Annotated in this window: 13 protein-coding genes; 4 read left to right on the forward strand and 9 right to left on the reverse strand. The window is 67.4% G+C overall.

Annotation, left to right across the window (positions count from 1 at the left end; all coding sequences use genetic code 11):
• Positions 1-8 precede the first annotated feature (8 nt).
• The 3 genes from AAC979_RS03060 to AAC979_RS03070 form a co-directional block, all read right to left on the reverse strand.
• Positions 9-2,195, reverse strand: coding sequence for a malate synthase G (locus AAC979_RS03060; RefSeq protein ID WP_371345353.1), 2,187 nt, complete (start codon positions 2,193-2,195; stop codon positions 9-11).
• Between the two features lie 360 nt (positions 2,196-2,555).
• Entirely contained in the window at positions 2,556-3,854 is a 1,299-nt protein-coding gene (gene aceA / locus AAC979_RS03065) for an isocitrate lyase (RefSeq protein WP_371345354.1), read from the reverse strand.
• A 178-nt stretch (positions 3,855-4,032) separates the two neighbouring features.
• Positions 4,033-4,284, reverse strand: a complete 252-nt coding sequence (locus tag AAC979_RS03070; protein WP_371345355.1) for a hypothetical protein — start codon at positions 4,282-4,284, stop codon at positions 4,033-4,035.
• A 142-nt stretch (positions 4,285-4,426) separates the two neighbouring features.
• Between AAC979_RS03070 and AAC979_RS03075 the strand changes: the two genes are divergently transcribed.
• Positions 4,427-5,848 carry a short-chain fatty acyl-CoA regulator family protein gene (locus AAC979_RS03075; protein ID WP_371345356.1) on the forward strand — a complete coding sequence of 474 codons (1,422 nt, stop codon included), beginning with the start codon at positions 4,427-4,429 and terminating at the stop codon, positions 5,846-5,848.
• Positions 5,849-5,850: 2 nt separating this feature from the next.
• Here the strand turns inward: AAC979_RS03075 and AAC979_RS03080 are convergent, their stop codons facing one another.
• Positions 5,851-7,614, reverse strand: a complete 1,764-nt coding sequence (locus tag AAC979_RS03080) for a chloride channel protein (RefSeq protein WP_371345357.1) — start codon at positions 7,612-7,614, stop codon at positions 5,851-5,853.
• Positions 7,615-7,910: 296 nt separating this feature from the next.
• On the opposite strand from AAC979_RS03080, the gene yghU reads away from it, so the two are divergent.
• Positions 7,911-8,786, forward strand: a complete 876-nt coding sequence (gene yghU, locus AAC979_RS03085) for a glutathione-dependent disulfide-bond oxidoreductase (RefSeq protein WP_371345358.1) — start codon at positions 7,911-7,913, stop codon at positions 8,784-8,786.
• A gap of 61 nt (positions 8,787-8,847) precedes the next feature.
• Here yghU and AAC979_RS03090 read toward each other — a convergent pair whose 3' ends face one another.
• Together AAC979_RS03090 and AAC979_RS03095 are read right to left on the reverse strand one after the other, a co-directional pair.
• A complete protein-coding gene (locus tag AAC979_RS03090; RefSeq protein WP_371345359.1) occupies positions 8,848-10,275 on the reverse strand; it encodes an MmgE/PrpD family protein in 1,428 nt (475 codons plus the stop codon).
• A 26-nt stretch (positions 10,276-10,301) separates the two neighbouring features.
• Positions 10,302-11,387 carry a tartrate dehydrogenase gene (locus AAC979_RS03095; protein WP_371345360.1) on the reverse strand — a complete coding sequence of 362 codons (1,086 nt, stop codon included), beginning with the start codon at positions 11,385-11,387 and terminating at the stop codon, positions 10,302-10,304.
• Positions 11,388-11,698: 311 nt separating this feature from the next.
• Between AAC979_RS03095 and AAC979_RS03100 the strand changes: the two genes are divergently transcribed.
• Both AAC979_RS03100 and AAC979_RS03105 read left to right on the forward strand, forming a co-directional pair.
• Positions 11,699-12,436 carry an FCD domain-containing protein gene (locus tag AAC979_RS03100; RefSeq protein WP_371345361.1) on the forward strand — a complete coding sequence of 246 codons (738 nt, stop codon included), beginning with the start codon at positions 11,699-11,701 and terminating at the stop codon, positions 12,434-12,436.
• 4 nt (positions 12,437-12,440) lie between these two features.
• Positions 12,441-13,466, forward strand: coding sequence for a PdxA family protein (locus AAC979_RS03105; protein WP_371345362.1), 1,026 nt, complete (start codon positions 12,441-12,443; stop codon positions 13,464-13,466).
• A gap of 150 nt (positions 13,467-13,616) precedes the next feature.
• Here AAC979_RS03105 and AAC979_RS03110 read toward each other — a convergent pair whose 3' ends face one another.
• The 3 genes from AAC979_RS03110 to AAC979_RS03120 are packed head-to-tail and all read right to left on the reverse strand — an operon-like array spanning position 13,617 to position 16,551.
• Positions 13,617-14,318, reverse strand: coding sequence for an FCD domain-containing protein (locus AAC979_RS03110; RefSeq protein WP_371345363.1), 702 nt, complete (start codon positions 14,316-14,318; stop codon positions 13,617-13,619).
• Between the two features lie 42 nt (positions 14,319-14,360).
• The gene (locus tag AAC979_RS03115) at positions 14,361-15,467 is read right to left on the reverse strand and encodes a tartrate dehydrogenase (protein ID WP_371345364.1); all 1,107 of its coding nucleotides are present in this window, start codon (positions 15,465-15,467) and stop codon (positions 14,361-14,363) included.
• Positions 15,454-16,551, reverse strand: coding sequence for an isocitrate/isopropylmalate dehydrogenase family protein (locus tag AAC979_RS03120; protein WP_371345365.1), 1,098 nt, complete (start codon positions 16,549-16,551; stop codon positions 15,454-15,456). Before AAC979_RS03120 ends, AAC979_RS03115 begins: the two co-directional genes overlap by 14 nt.
• Positions 16,552-16,556 lie beyond the last annotated feature (5 nt).

The raw sequence follows: 16,556 nt of genomic DNA on the forward strand, positions 1-16,556 counted from the left end.
ACGGTGGATCAGGCGGCGGCCTGAGCCTCGGCCTGCGCGCGCTTGGCCTCGCGGCGGCGGCGGGTGAGCACGAATTCGGTGTAGCCATTGGGCTGGGCGCGGCCTTCGAAGACAAGATCGCGGGCGGCGCGGAAGGCGAAGCCGTCATAGGCCGGGGCCATCGGCACATAGGCGGGATCGCCCGCGTTCTGGCCGTCGACCACCTTGGCCATGCGGCGCAGCGTCTCTTCCACCTGTTCGGCGGTGACCACGCCGTGCATCAGCCAGTTGGCGACGTGCTGGGAGGAGATGCGCAGCGTGGCGCGATCTTCCATCAGTCCGACATCGTGAATGTCCGGCACCTTGGAACAGCCGACGCCCTGGTCGACCCAGCGCACGACATAGCCGAGAATGCCCTGGATGTTGTTGTCCAGTTCCTCCTGCACCGCCGCCGGCTCCCAATTGCCGCGGTCGACCACGGGAATGGTGAGCAGGTCGCGGCGCGAGGCGCGCTTGCGGCTGCGCAGTTCCGCCTGCCGCTGGAACACGTCGACCTTGTGATAGTGCAGCGCGTGCAGGGTGGCGGCGGTGGGCGAGGGCACCCAGGCGGTGTTGGCGCCCGCGAGCGGATGGGCGATCTTCTGCGCGATCATGTCGGCCATGCGGTCGGGCATCGCCCACATGCCCTTGCCGATCTGGCCATGGCCGTCGAGATGGGCGGCGAGGCCGGCGTCGACATTGTTGTCCTCATAGGCCTTGATCCAGGCCTGCGCCTTCATCTCGTTCTTGCGCACCATCGGGCCCGCTTCCATCGAGGTGTGGATCTCGTCGCCGGTGCGGTCGAGGAAGCCGGTATTGATGAACACGACGCGCTCGCGGGCGGCGCGGATCGAGGCGGAGAGGTTGGCGCTGGTGCGGCGCTCCTCATCCATGATGCCGATCTTCAGCGTGTTGAGGTCGAGCCCCAGCGCCTGCTCGACACGGGCGAACAGGTCCACCGCGAAGGCGACTTCCTCCGGCCCGTGCATCTTCGGCTTGACGATATAGACCGAGCCGGCGCGGCTGTTGCGCAGCTCGCTCGCGCCCTTGAGGTCGTGCAGTGCGATCAGCGAGGTGACGGCGGCGTCGAGAATGGCCTCGGGGATCTCGCGGCCCTGAGCGTCGAGCACGGCATCGGTCATCATGTGCTGGCCGACATTGCGCACCAGCATCAGGCTGCGCCCGTGCAGGGTGAGTTCTTCGCCGGTGGCGGAGGTGTAGCGCCGGTCGGCGGCGAGGCTGCGCTCCACCGTCTCGCGGCCCTTGGCGAAGCTGGCGCTGAGCGTGCCCTTCATCAGGCCGAGCCAGTTGCGATAGACCAGCACCTTGTCCTGCGCGTCCACCGCCGCGACGCTGTCCTCGCAGTCGACGATGGTGGTCACGGCCGCCTCAATGACGATGTCGGCGATGCCAGCGGCGTCGGTGGCGCCGATACGGTGGGCGCGGTCGATGACGATGTCGATATGCAGGCCATTATTGACCAGCAGCACGGAGGACGGCGCCTCGGCCGCGCCGGCAAAGCCGGCGAACTGCGCGGGGTCCTTCAGCCCGGTGCGGGCGCCGGAGGAAAGCTCGACCGCCAGTGCACCGTCCTTCACGCTGTAGGCGACGGCGTCGGCATGGCTGCCGGCGGCCAGCGGCACGCTTTCGTCGAGGAAGGCGCGGGCGCTCTCGATCACGCGCCGGGCGCGCACCGCGTTGAAGCCGTTGGAACGGGTAGCGCCACCATCTTCCGGCAGGGCGTCGGTGCCGTAGAGCGCATCATAGAGGCTGCCCCAGCGGGCATTGGCGGCGTTCAGCGCATAGCGGGCATTGGTGACCGGCACCACCAGTTGCGGGCCGGGAATGCGGGCGAGTTCGTCGTCCACCTTGTCGGTGACGACTTCGAAGGCGTCCGGCTCCGGCAGCAGATAGCCGATCTCCGCCAGGAACACCTCATAGGCGACGGGGTCGATCGGCTTGTTGCGGTGGGCGCGGTGCCAGGCGTCGATCTGCGCCTGCAATTCGTCGCGTCGCGCCAGCAGTTCCGCATTGCGCGGGGCGAAATCGCGCACGATGCCGGCGAAGCTCTCCCAGAAGGCGGCCTTGTCCACCCCGGTGCCGGGCATGGCTTCATTATTGATGAAGTCGACAAGGGCGGAATCGACCTTCAGGCCGGCAACGTCGGTATGAGTCATGACGGATCCCTTCACGCGAGCGGATGGCCGGTTGCCGCAAGCCGCCGGCACAGCTGTGCATTGACTTAAACAAAAGTGCGGGTGCGGTGCAACATCGCACATAGTCGGATTGAGCCGCGATGCAAGGGGCGATCCTTGCTCGTCAACGCCTCACGCCGCATTTGCGTTGCAGCGAAGACGATCCTCACCCAGGGTTGATGAGGGCATACCTCCGCCAGGGCGACGAAAGCGTCACCCCGGGGGATGACGAAAACGTCACCCCGGGGAGTCCGGCTTTCGCCGGACCCGGTGGCGGTTTTCCCCGAACCGCCACCGGGCGCGCGGCCTGCGCCGCCCCGGGGTGACAAGGTGGGATACGGCTCAGAACTGGGCGGTCTCGGTCGAGTCCTGCATCGCCGTGGTGGCGCTCATGCCTTCGCTGAGCACGGTGGCGATGGCGTCGAAATAGCTGGTGCCCACTTCGCGCTGGTGGCGCGTGGCGGTGAAGCCCTGCGCCTCGGCAGCGAATTCGCGCTGCTGCAGCTCGGAATAGGCGGCCATGCCGTCCTCGCGGTAGCGCCGCGCCAGCTCGAAAGTGGTGAAGCACTGGTTGTGGAAGCCGGCCAGCGTGATGAACTGGTACTTGTAGCCCATGGCTCCCAGCTCGGCCTGGAAGGTCTTCATCTGCGCCTTGTCCATATGCTTGGCCCAGTTGAAGGAGGGCGAGCAGTTATAGGCGAGCATCTTGCCGGGATGCACACGGTGCACGCCTTCGGCGAAGCGCCGCGCGTCGTCGAGGCTGGGGGTCGAGGTTTCGCACCAGAGTAGATCGGCATAGGGCGCATAGGCGATGGCGCGGGCGATGCCGGCCTCGAAGCCGCCATTGTAGCGGTAGAAGCCTTCCTGCGTGCGCTCGCCGGTGATGAAGGGCCGGTCCAGCTCATCCACATCTGACGTGATGAGCCGGGCGGATTCCGCATCGGTGCGTGCCATGATCACGGTCGGCACGCCGAGCACGTCGGCGGCGAGGCGGGCGGCGTTGAGCGTGCGGACGAACTGGCGGGTGGGCACCAGCACCTTGCCGCCGAGATGACCGCACTTCTTCTCCGACGCCAACTGGTCCTCGAAATGCACCGCCGCCGCGCCGGCCTCGATCAGCGCCTTGGTCAGCTCATAGGCGTTGAGCTGGCCGCCGAAGCCGGCTTCGGCATCGGCGATGATCGGCACGAAGAAATCGTGCTGCGGGCCTGTGGCGCCGTCGGCGCGCTCCATGGTCTGGATCTGGTCGGCGCGCATCAGCGCCTTGTTGATGCGGCGGACCACGGCGGGAACGCTGTCGACGGGGTAGAGGCTCTGGTCGGGATACATGTCGCCGGCCGAATTGCCGTCGGCGGCCACCTGCCAGCCGGAGAGATAGATCGCCTCCAGCCCGGCCTTGACCTGCTGCACCGCCTGGATGCCGGTATAGGTGCCCATGGTCGGCACGAAAGCCTGGGTCTGCAGCAGATCCCACAGCCGGCGGGCGCCGTTGGCGGCGAGCGTGTGCTCGATGCGCAGCGAACCGGCGAGGCGGGCGACGTCAGCGGGGGTGTAGCTGCGATGAATGCCGCGCCAGCGGTCCGGGGCCCAGCTCGGGGCGGGGAAGCTGTCGGGCGAGTGGGGGCGAGTCTGGTCCAGCATGGTCGTTTCCTGAAGCAAGATCGGGAGAAGAGAGAGACGCGGGGGCCGAGGAGGGTGCGGCTCCCGCGCCGGCCACGCCGCGTCGCGCGTCCTCGACGCGGGCGGGCCTGAAGTCGCGCGGCACAAGGTCGAGCGGGGCGAAGCGGGGCGGGCGGAAGCGGGGGCGTGCCGCCATTGGCTAGCGCGACCGGCGGGTGTAGGTCGCCGCCACCAGACGGCCGCCGAGCAGGGCGCCGACAAGGGCGCTCATGTCGTCCTGGCCGGGGGCCATGGCGATGCGGTGCCGGCCGATGCGGTGGACGATGGTGAAATCCTTCGCCGCCAGCCCCTGGTCGCGGAAGACCTGGCCGATCTCTTCGGCGTCGCCGCCGATGATGGTGATGAATTCTTCTTCACCGGGATTGGTGCGGGTGTCGGTGCTCGCGCTCATGTCAATTCCTCCCTGCGGGTGTGGTGTAAAGATTTAACACTCGACTTCGAAATGCAAGAAAGATAATGATTTGAGCGTGTTAAGCTGATAAGGCTTGTAAAGTTTACAGGTCGATTTTGTAAAACCAGCAAAGGGTCGGGCCATGCTCGCCACCAGTGAACCGCGTATCGGCAGCCGGGTGCAGAGGCTGCGCCGCGCCAAGCGCATCTCGCAGGCGGACCTTGCCGGCGCGCTCGGCATTTCCGCGAGCTATCTCAACCTCATCGAGCATAATCGCCGCCGCATCACCGTGCCGCTGCTGATGAAGCTGGCGGGCTATTTCGGCATCGAGCCGGGCGAGCTGGTGGAGAATGACGAGACCCGTCTCGTCGGCGACCTGATGGAGCTGTTCAGCGACGAATTGTTCGCCGAGAACACGCTGACCAACCAGGACATACGCGACCTCGCCTCCTCGAACCCCGCCATCGGCCGGGCGGTGGTGCGGCTCTACGACCAGTTCAAGACGCTACGCGAGGCGCACCGCACCGGCGCGACGGGGGCGATCGAGGGGGAGGGCGGCTATCACTCCTCCACCGACGCCGTCTCCGATTTCATTCAGGAAAACGCCAACTACTTCCCGACGCTGGAAGCCGAGGCGGAGCGCATCCGCCACGACATCGACTTCGCCTCGGATTCCTTCGAGCACGGGCTGAAAACCTATCTCGCCAATGTGTTCGGGCTGAACTGGCGTTCCGCCTCGCTGCCGGCCGGGATCGCCCGGCGCTATGATGCGGGCGCGCATGAACTCATCACCGCCGAGGTGCTGCCGCCGGAATCGGCGCTGTTCGTCGTCGCTCACCAGCTCGGCCTGCTCGCGGCGTCGCGGCAGATCGACGAACTGATCGCCGCCGCCAACCTGCCGGACGACGCCCCCGTCGTCACCCGCAACGCGCTGGCAAGCTATTTCGCCTCGGCGCTGGTGATGCCTTATGAGCCTTTCCTCGCCGCCTGCCAGGAGACGCGCTACGACATCGAGCGCATCCAGCGGCGCTTCCGCACCAGCTTCGAGCAGGTGTGCCACCGCATGACCACGCTGCAGCGACCGGGGCGCAGCGGCATTCCGCTGCATCTGGTGCGCACGGATATCGCCGGCAACATCTCCAAGCGCTTCTCGCTGTCGGGCATCCATATTTCCCGCCATTCCGGCGCCTGCCCGCGCTGGAATGTCTATGCCGCCTTCTTCCACCCCGAGCGGATCAATGTGCAACTGAGCCAGATGCCGGAGGGCCAGCGCTATTTCTGCATCGCCAAGTCGATCACCAAGGGCGGGCACCGGCACAATGCGCCGCGCCGGCACCTCTCCATCGGGCTCGGCTGCCATATCAGCCACGCGCACCAGATGGTCTATTCCGACGGGATGAACCTCTCCGATCCCTCGCAGACCGTGCCGATCGGCGTCGGCTGCCGCATCTGCCCGCGGCTCGACTGCGAGCAGCGCGCCCAGCCGCCGACCGACCACCGCTTCACGCTGAACGAGATCGACATGTCCGAGAGCTTCTACGCCCCGGCGCGGCGCGGGCTCTAGCCTCAGTCCAGCTTCTCGCCGGTGACATCGCTGAGCCGGCGGCGCATCTCGTCGCCATAGCGCTTGACCGCATGCGCCTCGCTGAGCACGCCGGCCACCTCGCCATCGGGCAGGGTGACGGCGAGCGCCTCGGCCTCGGTGCGCTCGAACAGGTCCAGCGCCTCGCGCAGCGTGGCGGTGGGGCGGAGCGAGACATCGGGCAGGCGCAGGAGGGCGCGCAAATCCGGCGGCGGCGTGCCCTCGCCGGTCTCGAACAGGGCTGCCGGAGGGATCATGCCGGCATAGCGGCCATTCTCGGTGGCGACGAGATAGGCCGTGGCGCCGGGCGGGTAGCGGCGGCGCGCCTCGCCGAGTGGGGTGTCGAGCGCAATCAGCGGCACTTCGCGGCGCATCAGCGTGGCGACGGTGAGCTCGCGCAACCAGCCTATGTCATGCGCGCCGCGAATATTCTCGCCGCGCAGATGGAAGCGCCAGGTGGCGAAGGAGAAGCCGAACAGCCGCCGCGTCGCCAGCGAGGCGGTGCCCGCCGCCGCCAGCACGGCGAGGGTGAGCTGCAGATTGCCGGTCATTTCCAGCGCCAGCAGCGTCATCGTCATCGGCCCGCCGACCACCGCCACCGCCAGCGCGCTCATGCCGATGAGGGCATAGAAATCGTGCGCCGGCACGAGCGCGGGCAGGATCAGGCCCATGCCGCCGGCGAAGACCCGCCCCGCCATCACCCCCATCAGCAGCGAGGCGAAGAACAGGCCGCCGCGAAAGCCGGCGCCGATCGAGACGGAGGAGGCGGTGACTTTCGCCACCAATAGCAGCGCGGCGAGGGTGAGGCCGGTATCGGCGGCGAGGAAGTGATAGACCGCGCCATGCCCGGCGGAGAGCACCGCCGGATTCCAAAGGGCCAGCGCGCCGACGGCGAGCCCGCCCAGCGCCGGGCGCAGCCATGTCGGCAGGGCCGAGCGGCGGAAGCCCGCTTCCACCAGCGTCGCCCCGCGCATGACGGCGATGCCGACCAGCGCGCAGAAAAAGCCGAGCAGCAGCACGGAGGGCAGATGGGTCAGGCCCGGCGCGTGCAGCACCGGCAGCGGCGGATGGTGCGGCGGCGCCAGAACCTGCTGGGTCAGCGAGGCGGCGAAGGTCGCCGTCATCATCGGCACGAAGGCGGGAATGGCATAGGTGCCGAGCACCAGCTCGAAGCCGTAAAAGGCGCCCATCAGCGGTGCGTCGAAGGCCGCGCCGATGGCGGCACCGGCGCCGCAGCCCACCAGCAGCCGCAGATCGCCGCGCCGCAGATGAAACACCCGGCCGACAAAGGAGGCGAGGCCGGCCGCCGCCTGGGTATAGCCCGCCTCCAGCCCCACCGAGGCGCCGACCCCGCTGGAGAACAGCGTCTGCAGCCCGACCACGAGGCTGTCGCGCGGCGACATGCGCCCGCCATGCAGCGCATTGGCCTCGATCGGGTCCACCGGCGGGTTGGCGCTCGTGCGCAGGAAGGCCCGCACGCTAAGGCCGAAGGCTAGCCCTCCGAGCGCGGGAACGAGCAGCAGCAGCACGGCCGGCACGCCGGCCATGGTCGAGAGATGGCTGGCTGCGGGGATGCGGAACAGAAGCACATGCAGCCCCTGCAGCGCCGTGTTCATGGCGATGACGACGAGGCCGGCGGCGACGCCGACAAGGCCGGCGAGAATGACGAGGCCGAGTTCGCTGGTGCGCACCAGCCGGCGCAGGCCGCGCGGCATTCCGTCCTCGCCGGTGCTGTTCTCGGAGGTCACGTTCCGCTCGCCCAAATGCCCTGCCGCCTGACTAGATCATTTCACTGTTTCGCAGAAACGATGAAATGATCTAATTCCATGTTTTGTCGCGTTTTCTTCACGCGGACCGGTCTTCACTTCGCTCGAAAACGCTCTAGGCAAGGACGCGGCCGCACGCAACGCCTGACGCATGGTCGCGTCGCCGCGATGTGATGGGTGCGGGGATGACCGCGCCGCCGGGCGGGCTAAAGTCACGCCCGACGTCCCACGGATTCGGCGCCGCCTGCGGGCCGGCCGCCGCGCATGGAGAACCCCTTATGTCCGATACTAGCTACACGCCGCCCAAGGTCTGGGTCTGGAACAAGGGCAATGGCGGCGCCTTTGCCAATATCAACCGCCCGACCGCCGGGGCGACGCATGAGAAGGCGCTGCCGGTCGGCACGCATCCGTTCCAGCTCTATTCGCTCGCCACGCCGAACGGGCAGAAGGTGACGATCCTGTTCGAGGAACTGCTCGCCGCCGGCCATACGGGCGCGGAATATGACGCCTGGCTGATCAAGATCGGCGAGGGCGAGCAGTTCGGCTCCGGCTTTGTCGAGGTGAACCCGAACTCGAAGATTCCCGCCCTCATGGACCGTTCGGGCGAGACGCCGATCCGGGTGTTCGAATCCGGCGCGATCCTGCTGCATCTCGCGGAGAAGTTCGGCGCTTTCATACCGACCGATCCGGCCAAGCGCGCCGAATGCCTGTCCTGGCTGTTCTGGCAGATGGGCAGCGCGCCGTTTCTCGGCGGCGGCTTCGGCCATTTCTATGCCTATGCCCCGGTGAAGATCGAATACGCCATCGACCGCTACGCCATGGAGGCCAAGCGCCAGCTCGACGTGCTCGACCGGCGGCTTGCCGAAACCCGCTACCTCACCGGTGACGACTACACCATCGCCGATATGGCGGTGCTGCCCTGGTATGGCGCGCTGGTGAAGGGCTGGACCTATGGCGATGCCGGCACCTTCCTGTCCGGGCACGAGTACACCAATGTCGTGCGCTGGGCGGACGAACTGTTCGCCCGGCCGGCGGTGAAGCGCGGGCGCATGGTCAACCGCATGACCGGCGAGCCGCATGAGCAACTGCGCGAGCGCCACGACGCCAGCGATTTCGACACGAAGACGCAGGACAAGCTGGACGCCGCAGGCTGACGTCAGACATGAAAAAGGGCGCCCCGGGGCAAGGGGCGCCCTTCCTCTCGACGGCGCGGCGTCAGGCGCAGAGGCGCGTGAGGTCGCGGATATCGCGCACCTGCTCCAGCCGGCGCACCGTCTCGACGATGGATTCGGTCTTGGCCTCGTCCCATTTGGCGAATTCGGCGCAGCCGCGGAACTTGTCGGCGGCCTCGTCATAGGTCATCGGGTTGGCCGGGCTGCCCTTGCCGAAGTCGGAGCGGCCGGAAATGGTGCGGCCGTCCTTCATGTGGATGTCGATGATGGTGGTCATCTTGTCGTAGCCGGCGGCTTCCGCCTCCGGGTGGACATGGAAATTCACCCGCTCGATCATCGCCTTCACATCGTCCCGCTCCACCGTCTCGTCGGTGAATTCCGGCAGGCTGCCGCGCCCGTCGAGCAGCAGGATCGCCATGCAGAATTCCATCGAGAACTTGGCCTGAAGTTCGTTCTTCGGGCGGTGGTGGATCAGCGCGTTCGGCATGTTCTGGTTGGTGCCGACATCCACGCGCTCGACATCCTCGGCCTTGATGCCGTGTTCGCGGATGAGTTCAAGCATCTTGGTCATGCCGGGATGGGTGAGCGAGCCCGACGGATGCGGCTTGATGGAGACGCCCGGCGAGGCGAAGGTCCAGGGCTGGCCGAGCTTGCCGACGATGGCGGCCGGGTCGAAGCCGCCGCCCGCCGCCTGGAAGAAGCCGCGCGGGGCTTCCAGTATCTTGTCGGTGGTGGTCCAGCCCAAGGCGGCGAAATCGGCTGCCACCACGCCGCTCTCCGAGGAGCGGCCGGCGTGGAACGGCTTCATCATGGTGCCGAAATTCTCCCGCAACCCGGCCGACTGGCTGCCGGCGCAGCCGAAGGCGCGCACCATCTGCTCGACATTCAGCCCCTTGAGCTTGCCGGCGGCGGCGGCGGCGGCATAGGTGCCGCAGGTCGCGGTGGCGTGGAAGCCGTGCTGGTAGTGGCGCGGGTTGATGGCTTCGGCGATCTTGCACTCCACCTCGACGCCGAGGTGATAGGCCAGCATCATCTCGGTGCCGGAGGTGCCGGCGGCTTCCGCCACGGCGAGCGCGGCCGGCAGCGCCGGCGCGGTCGGGTGGGTGAGCAGGCCATAGACACGGTCCTTGGCGACGGCGAGCTGGGTGTCGTCATAATCATCGGCGTGGATGCCGACGCCATTGGCAAAGGCGGCGAAGCGCGTCGGCACCTTGAGCGAGGTGCCGATGACGGTGGCAGGTCCTTCCTGGATGCCGAGGCCCTTGAGATAGGCCTGGATGTGCTCGCCGCTTTTCGCCACCGAGCCGGACAAAGCGAGGCCGATGCCGTCGAGGATCGACTTCTTGCCGAGTTCGACCACCTCGGCCGGCAAATCGGCATAGGAGGTGCCGACGACGAATTCCGCCACCTCCTGGGTCAGCCCCTCGACTATGGGCTGGGCCTGGGCGGGGTTGGTCTGGTGCAGCGTCATGGGGCGTTTCCTCTTTATGTGGGGCGTCAGGCGGCCGGGGCGCGGGCGGCGACGGAAGGCAGGGCGCCGATGATGGCGTCGGTGAGTTCGCGGGTGCCGGCCGTCCCGCCAAGGTCGCGGGTGAGGCTGTCACGGCGGGCGAGCACATCCTCGATCGCCTTTTCGATGGCGGCGGCGGTGGCTTCCTCACCGAGATGACGCAGCATCATCGCGCCCGACCAGATTTGCCCGATGGGATTGGCGACGCCCTTGCCGGCGATGTCCGGTGCCGAGCCGTGCACCGGCTCGAACATGGAGGGGTAGTCCTTCTCCGGGTTGATGTTGCCGCCCGGCGCGATGCCGATGGAGCCGACCACCGCCGGGCCGAGATCGGACAGGATGTCGCCGAACAGGTTGGAGGCCACCACCACGTCGAACCAGTCCGGGTTGCGGACGAAATGCGCGGTGAGAATGTCGATGTGGAACTGGTCGGTGGTGAAGCCGGGATATTCCTTGGAGATCGCGGCGAAGCGCTCATCCCAATACGGCATGGTGTGGCTGATGCCGTTCGACTTGGTGGCCGAGGTGACGTGCTTCTTGCGGCCCTTGGCCAGCTCGAAGGCGTAGCGCATCACCCGGTCGCAGCCGCGGCGGGTGAAGATAGACTGCTGCATCACCAGTTCATCGTCCAGCCCTTCATAGAGCCGGCCGCCAATGGAAGAATACTCGCCCTCATTGTTCTCGCGCACGACGTAGAAGTCGATCGAGCCGGCCTCGCGGCCCTTGAGCGGGCTCTCGACGCCGGCGAGCAGCTTCACCGGGCGCAGATTTACATATTGGTGGAAGCTGCGGCGGATCGGGATCAGCAGGCCCCAGAGCGAGACATGATCGGGCACGCCGGGAAAGCCGACGGCGCCGAGGAAGATGGCGTCCTTGTCGCGGATCTGGGCGAGGCCGTCGGCCGGCATCATCGCGCCGGTCTTGGCGAAGCGCTCGCAGCTCCAGTCATAATGGGTCCAGTCGAAGGAGAAGCCCCCGATGCGGCTCGCCGCCTCCAGAACGCGCTGCGCCTCCGGCACCACCTCCTTGCCGATCCCGTCGCCGGGAATGACCGCTATGGAATAGGTCGTCATGGGAACTCCTGCGAGATCGGGGCGGGGAGGGCGGACGGCGGCACCGTCCCGGGGCGCCGCAGGACAGTGTGCAATGCTCCGCCAACTGTCAACAATTTTTGCGACACTCTGCCTGTCGCCATGGCGTGCTGAGCCGGCTTCCAAGTCGCGCGATTGTCCCGAAGTCTTTATTATAATAGGATGTTTAACCATCAACGGCGGCGGCGGAATCATTGCGTGCGGTCAGGCCCGGCGACGCCATTCAGCGAGGGATGCACGCTATTTCGCTCATCATTGTTGACAATTGGCGATTTTGCCGGCGGAATGGCCTCATGCTCCGCCCCGCCGTCACGCCCCCGCGCACCCCGCGCACCGCCTCCTTCGTGCCGCTGATCCAGCGCGAGATCGAGCGCATGATCGGCACGGGCGAACTCACCGGCGGCACCCGCATCAATGAGAGCACGCTGGCGCTGCGGCTCGGCATCAGCCGCGGCCCGGTGCGTGAGGCGTGCCGGGCGCTGGAGCAGATCGGCCTGCTGCGCAGCGAGCTTAATCGCGGCTTCTTCGTGCGCGAGGTTTCCACCAAGGAGGCGCTCGACCTCTACGACATCCGCGCCGGCCTGTTCGGCACTGCCGGGCGGCTCGCCGCTGCCATCATCACCACGGTGCAACTGCGGGCGATGGAGGAACTGATCGCTCAGATGGATGCGGCGATCGAGGCGCCCGACATTGCCACCTTCTACACGCTCAACAACGAGTTCCACCGCCAGGTCGTTGTCGCCTCCGACAATGACAAGCTGATCGAACTGTACCCGCTGCTGGAGGCTGAACTGCATCTGTTCCGTCGGCGCGGGCTGGTGCTGCCCGGCTCGATGCGCAGCTCCAATGACGAGCACAAGGCGATTGTCGCCGCGCTGCGCCAGAGCGACGGCACCGGCGCCGCCCGGCTGCTGGAGCGGCACATCCTCGCCGGCAAGGCTCGCTTCCTGCGCACGCTGGAAGATTCCAGCGCCACCGAGGCAAGGCCGAGCCCGCTCGATCCACGACAGACACGTTCCAAGGACAGGTAGTTCCATGACCGCGCACCCGCTCCCCATTCTCGCCGTCACCCCCGGCGACTGCACCGGCATCGGCCCGGAACAGACCGCCCGGCTGCTGAGCCAGGGCGGCTTCGAGCAGGAGGCGCGGCTCGTCGTGGTGGGCGACGCCCGGGTTCTGGAGATGGGCGCGCGTCATGCCGGGGTGAGCCTCGACCTCGTGCCTTACGCCTCGCCCGGCGCGGTGGACTGGAACGCGCCCGGCATACCCATGGTCGATCTCGGCAATACCGACCCCGACCTGTTCCCGCTCGGCGTCGCCAATCCCGATTCCGGCCGGCTGACGGGCGACACGCTCGCCCGCGCCATCGACTTCGCCAAGGCGGGCGAGGTTGACGGCGTGTGCTTTGCCCCGCTCAACAAGCAGGCGATGTTCAGGGGTGGCTGGCGGTTCCCGGACGAGCACAAGATGTTCGCGCATCTGCTCGACCATAAGGGCCCGTTCAGCGAGATGAACGTGCTGGAAGGCCAGTGGATGACGCGCGTGACCTCGCATGTCTCGCTGCGGACGGCGCTGGACCAGGTGACCTATGACAGCATCTGCGGCGCGCTGCGCCTCGCCGACGAGACCATGCGCAAGGCCGGCATCGCCCGCCCGCGCATCGCGGTGGCGGCGCTCAACCCGCATGGCGGCGAGGGCGGGCTGTTCGGCACCGAGGAGATCGACTTCATCCGCCCGGCGGTGGAGGCGATGGCGCAGGAGGGCATCACCTGCGAGGGGCCGTTCCCGTCCGACACCGTGTATCTGAAGGCCTTTGCCGGCGCTTATGACAGCGTGCTGGCGATGTATCACGACCAGGGGCAGATCGCGACCAAGCTCAAGGGCTTCAACAAGGGCGTCACCATCACCGCCGGGCTGGAGGTGGTGTTCACCACGCCGGCGCATGGCACGGCGTTCGACATTGTCGGCAAGGGGATCGCCGATATCGGCGCCTTCCAGTCGGCCATCCGCCTCGCCGCGCGGGTGGCCGCGCGCAAGATAGAGGCCCGCGCCGCCGCGTGAGAGGCGCGCGGCTCACGACTTCCCTCTCCAGGTGGCCCGCGCAGCGGGTCGGTGAGGGGGCACAAGGCGGGTAAGTCGGCGAGACCCCTCACCTCAACCCTCTCCCCGACGGGGAGAGGGAGCGCGGCCGCTGGGGGGACGCCGGCGTCGTCAATCGTGCCGCGCGGGGCCATCCACGGCGGCAATGAGGCGGCGCTTGGCCAGCGCCACATGCCGCCAATGCGTCATCTGCGCCCGGTCGCCATCGCCGGAGGCGAGAGACTCCAGCATCGCCCTGTGCTCGCGATTGGAAACGGCGAGGCCACCGCCCTGCACCAGCGCGCGGGCGCGGAACAGATGCAGCTTGTTGACGAAGCGATGATATTCGGCCTGCAGCGTGCGGTTGCCGCAGGAACCGACGATGAGATTGTGGAAGCCGAGATTGAGCGGGTAATAGTCGTCGAAGCTGCCGCGCTCGGCGACCGCGTCCATCTCGTCCACCATGCGGGTAAGCTCGGCCAGCAGGCCATCGGTCATCCGCTCGGCGAGCAGCCGCCCGGCCTGGCCGAACAGAGCGGCGCGCACATCGTAGATTTCCACCGCATCCTCGACCGAGAGCCGCCGGACGAACACGCCGCGATTGCGCACGACTTCGACCAGGCCCTTTGCCTCCAGGCTGCGGGTGGCCTCACGGATCGGGCCGCGGCTGGTGCCGAAACGGTTTGAGAGGTGGATCTCGTTGATCCGAACCCCCGGCTCCAGTTCGCCCGTCAGAATGAGGCGCTCGAGTTCCTTCTCGAGCGCGCTCGTGAGCGAGACGCTTTTCACAACCGACAAATCGCTCAGGGGCTCGGAATCGCTGATGATGCTCATCCGTCAATTGTAAACAATCCGGCGCTGGAACGCTTCCAGATTTTACGCCACACTGCGGGTTGTGCCGGCGTCTGCGACACTTTGACGTTGAAGCTGCGCGATCACCGCCGCCGTCACCTCCGCCGTCCCTGCCGTTCCGCCGAGATCGGGGGTCAGCGCGGTGCCCTCCGCCGTCACCTGCTCGATCGCCGCCATCAGCCGGGCGCTCGCATCGGCTTCGCCGAGATGTTCCAGCATCATCACCGCGCTCCAGAACGCGCCGATCGGGTTGGCGATGCCCTTGCCGATCAGGTCGAAGCCGGAACCGTGGATCGGCTCGAACATGGAAGGCGTGGAGCGGTCGGGCGCGAGGTTCGCGGTGGCGCCGATGCCGAGGCTGCCGCTCAGCGCCGAGGCGAGGTCGGAGAGCACATCGGCATGCAGATTGGTGGCGAGCACCGTGTCCACCGTGCCCGGCCGCAGCACGAGCCGCATGGTCATGGCGTCGACCAGCATCCAGTCGACATCGAGGTCAGGGAAGTCCTTGATGACGCCCTTGCACACCTCGTCCCACAGCACCATGCCGTGGCGCTGGGCATTGGACTTGGTGACGATGGTCAGCTTCCTGCGCGGGCGTGACATGGCGAGTTCGCAGGCGAAGCGGCAGACCCGTTCGATGCCCGTGCGGGTGAACACCGACACATCAATGCCGACCTCGATCGGCAGGCCGCGATGCGCCCGCCCGCCAGCGCCGGCATATTCGCCCTCGCTGTTCTCGCGCACGATCACCCAGTCGATGTCCTTGCCGAGTTCCGGTCGCAGCGGGCCGGTGATGTTCGGCAGCAGGCGCGAGGGGCGGACATTGGCGTATTGGTCCAGCCCCTGGCAGATGGCGAGCCGCAATTCCCACAGGGTGATGTGGTCGGGAATCTTCGGGTCGCCGACGGCGCCGAAATAGATGGCGTCGAAGCCGCGCAGCGTGTCGACACCGTCCTCCGGCATCATCCTGCCGGTGTGGCGGTAGCGGTCGGAACCCCAGTCGAAGCTCTCGAAATCGAAGCCGAAGCCGCCATCGCTGGCGGCCAGCGCGTCCAGCACCTCGCGGCCGGCATTGATGACGTCGGAGCCGATGCCGTCTCCGGGAATGAGCGCGATCTTATGCCGGCGCATGGGCGTGAGCCTCCATGTAGGAAAGAATGGCGCGGGTCATGTCGGCCTGGGTGCCGCTGCCGCGAATGTCCGGGGTGCGGGTGGCGGGATCGGCCAGCGCGGCCTCGATCGCCGCCTTCATCCGCGCGCTGGCCTCGGCGGCGGCGGGAATGCCGCGCCGGCGGCCGAGCCATTCGATGAGCATGCGGGTGGATTCGATCATCGCATAGGGGTTGGCGAGGCCCTTGCCGGCAATGTCGGGCGCCGAGCCGTGGGTGGCCTGCGCCATGGCGATCTCGCCGCGACCGATGCACAGGCCCGGCGCCATGCCGAGCCCGCCGACGAGACCCGCCGCCTCGTCGGTGAGGATGTCGCCGAACATGTTGGTGGTGACGACGACATCGAAGCGCTGCGGCTCGCGCACCAGCTTCATCGCGAAAGTGTCGACGATGACTTCCTCGATGGCGACATCGGGGAAGTCCTTGCCGGCCTCGTAGCACTCTTCCACGAACATGCCGCAGCCGAGCTTGAACACGGTGTTCTTGTGCACGACGGTGAGCCGTTTCTTGCGAGCGCGGGCGATCTCGAAGGCGGCGCGGGCGACCTTGCGGCTGCCCTCGCGGGTGATGACGCGCACCGAGATGGTGGTGTCGTGCGTCGGGCGGAACTCTCCGGAGCCGGCGACCACGTTGCGGTCCGGCTGGAAGCCCTCATTATTCTCGCGCACGATGACGAGGTCGATATCGTCATAGAGGCAGCCGAGCCCGGGATAGGAGCGGGTCGGGCGCACATTGGCGAACAGATCGAAGCTCTTGCGCAGGATCGGGTGCGGATTGATCGCTTCCGGCACCTTCGGATAAGCCTGATGGCCGATCGGGCCGAGGATGAAACCGTCGAGCGTGCCGAGCGCCTCCAGCGTGCCCGGCGGCATGGTGTGGCCGAGCTCGTCCAGCGCCTTGCGGCCGAGCGGCATGGGGCGCCAGTCGATGGCGAGGTCGCTCGCCCGCGCCGCCGCATCGGCGATGGCGTGGGCGGCGGGGACGATCTCATGGCCGATATCGTCGCCATTGAGAACGCCGATGCGCAGAGGTGCGTGCGTGGTCACGGCGC

Origin of the sequence: Ancylobacter sp. IITR112 (assembly GCF_041415945.1) — a bacterium.
Lineage (GTDB): Bacteria > Pseudomonadota > Alphaproteobacteria > Rhizobiales > Xanthobacteraceae > Ancylobacter.

Coding starts and splice junctions, on each gene's coding strand:
- AAC979_RS03060 (WP_371345353.1), bottom strand. CDS start 2,195: ATGACTCATACCGACGTTGCCGGCCTGAAGGTCGATTCCGCCCTTGTC.
- aceA (WP_371345354.1), bottom strand. CDS start 3,854: ATGCTGGACCAGACTCGCCCCCACTCGCCCGACAGCTTCCCCGCCCCG.
- AAC979_RS03070 (WP_371345355.1), bottom strand. CDS start 4,284: ATGAGCGCGAGCACCGACACCCGCACCAATCCCGGTGAAGAAGAATTC.
- AAC979_RS03075 (WP_371345356.1), top strand. CDS start 4,427: ATGCTCGCCACCAGTGAACCGCGTATCGGCAGCCGGGTGCAGAGGCTG.
- yghU (WP_371345358.1), top strand. CDS start 7,911: ATGTCCGATACTAGCTACACGCCGCCCAAGGTCTGGGTCTGGAACAAG.
- AAC979_RS03090 (WP_371345359.1), bottom strand. CDS start 10,275: ATGACGCTGCACCAGACCAACCCCGCCCAGGCCCAGCCCATAGTCGAG.
- AAC979_RS03095 (WP_371345360.1), bottom strand. CDS start 11,387: ATGACGACCTATTCCATAGCGGTCATTCCCGGCGACGGGATCGGCAAG.
- AAC979_RS03100 (WP_371345361.1), top strand. CDS start 11,699: ATGCTCCGCCCCGCCGTCACGCCCCCGCGCACCCCGCGCACCGCCTCC.
- AAC979_RS03105 (WP_371345362.1), top strand. CDS start 12,441: ATGACCGCGCACCCGCTCCCCATTCTCGCCGTCACCCCCGGCGACTGC.
- AAC979_RS03110 (WP_371345363.1), bottom strand. CDS start 14,318: ATGAGCATCATCAGCGATTCCGAGCCCCTGAGCGATTTGTCGGTTGTG.
- AAC979_RS03115 (WP_371345364.1), bottom strand. CDS start 15,467: ATGCGCCGGCATAAGATCGCGCTCATTCCCGGAGACGGCATCGGCTCC.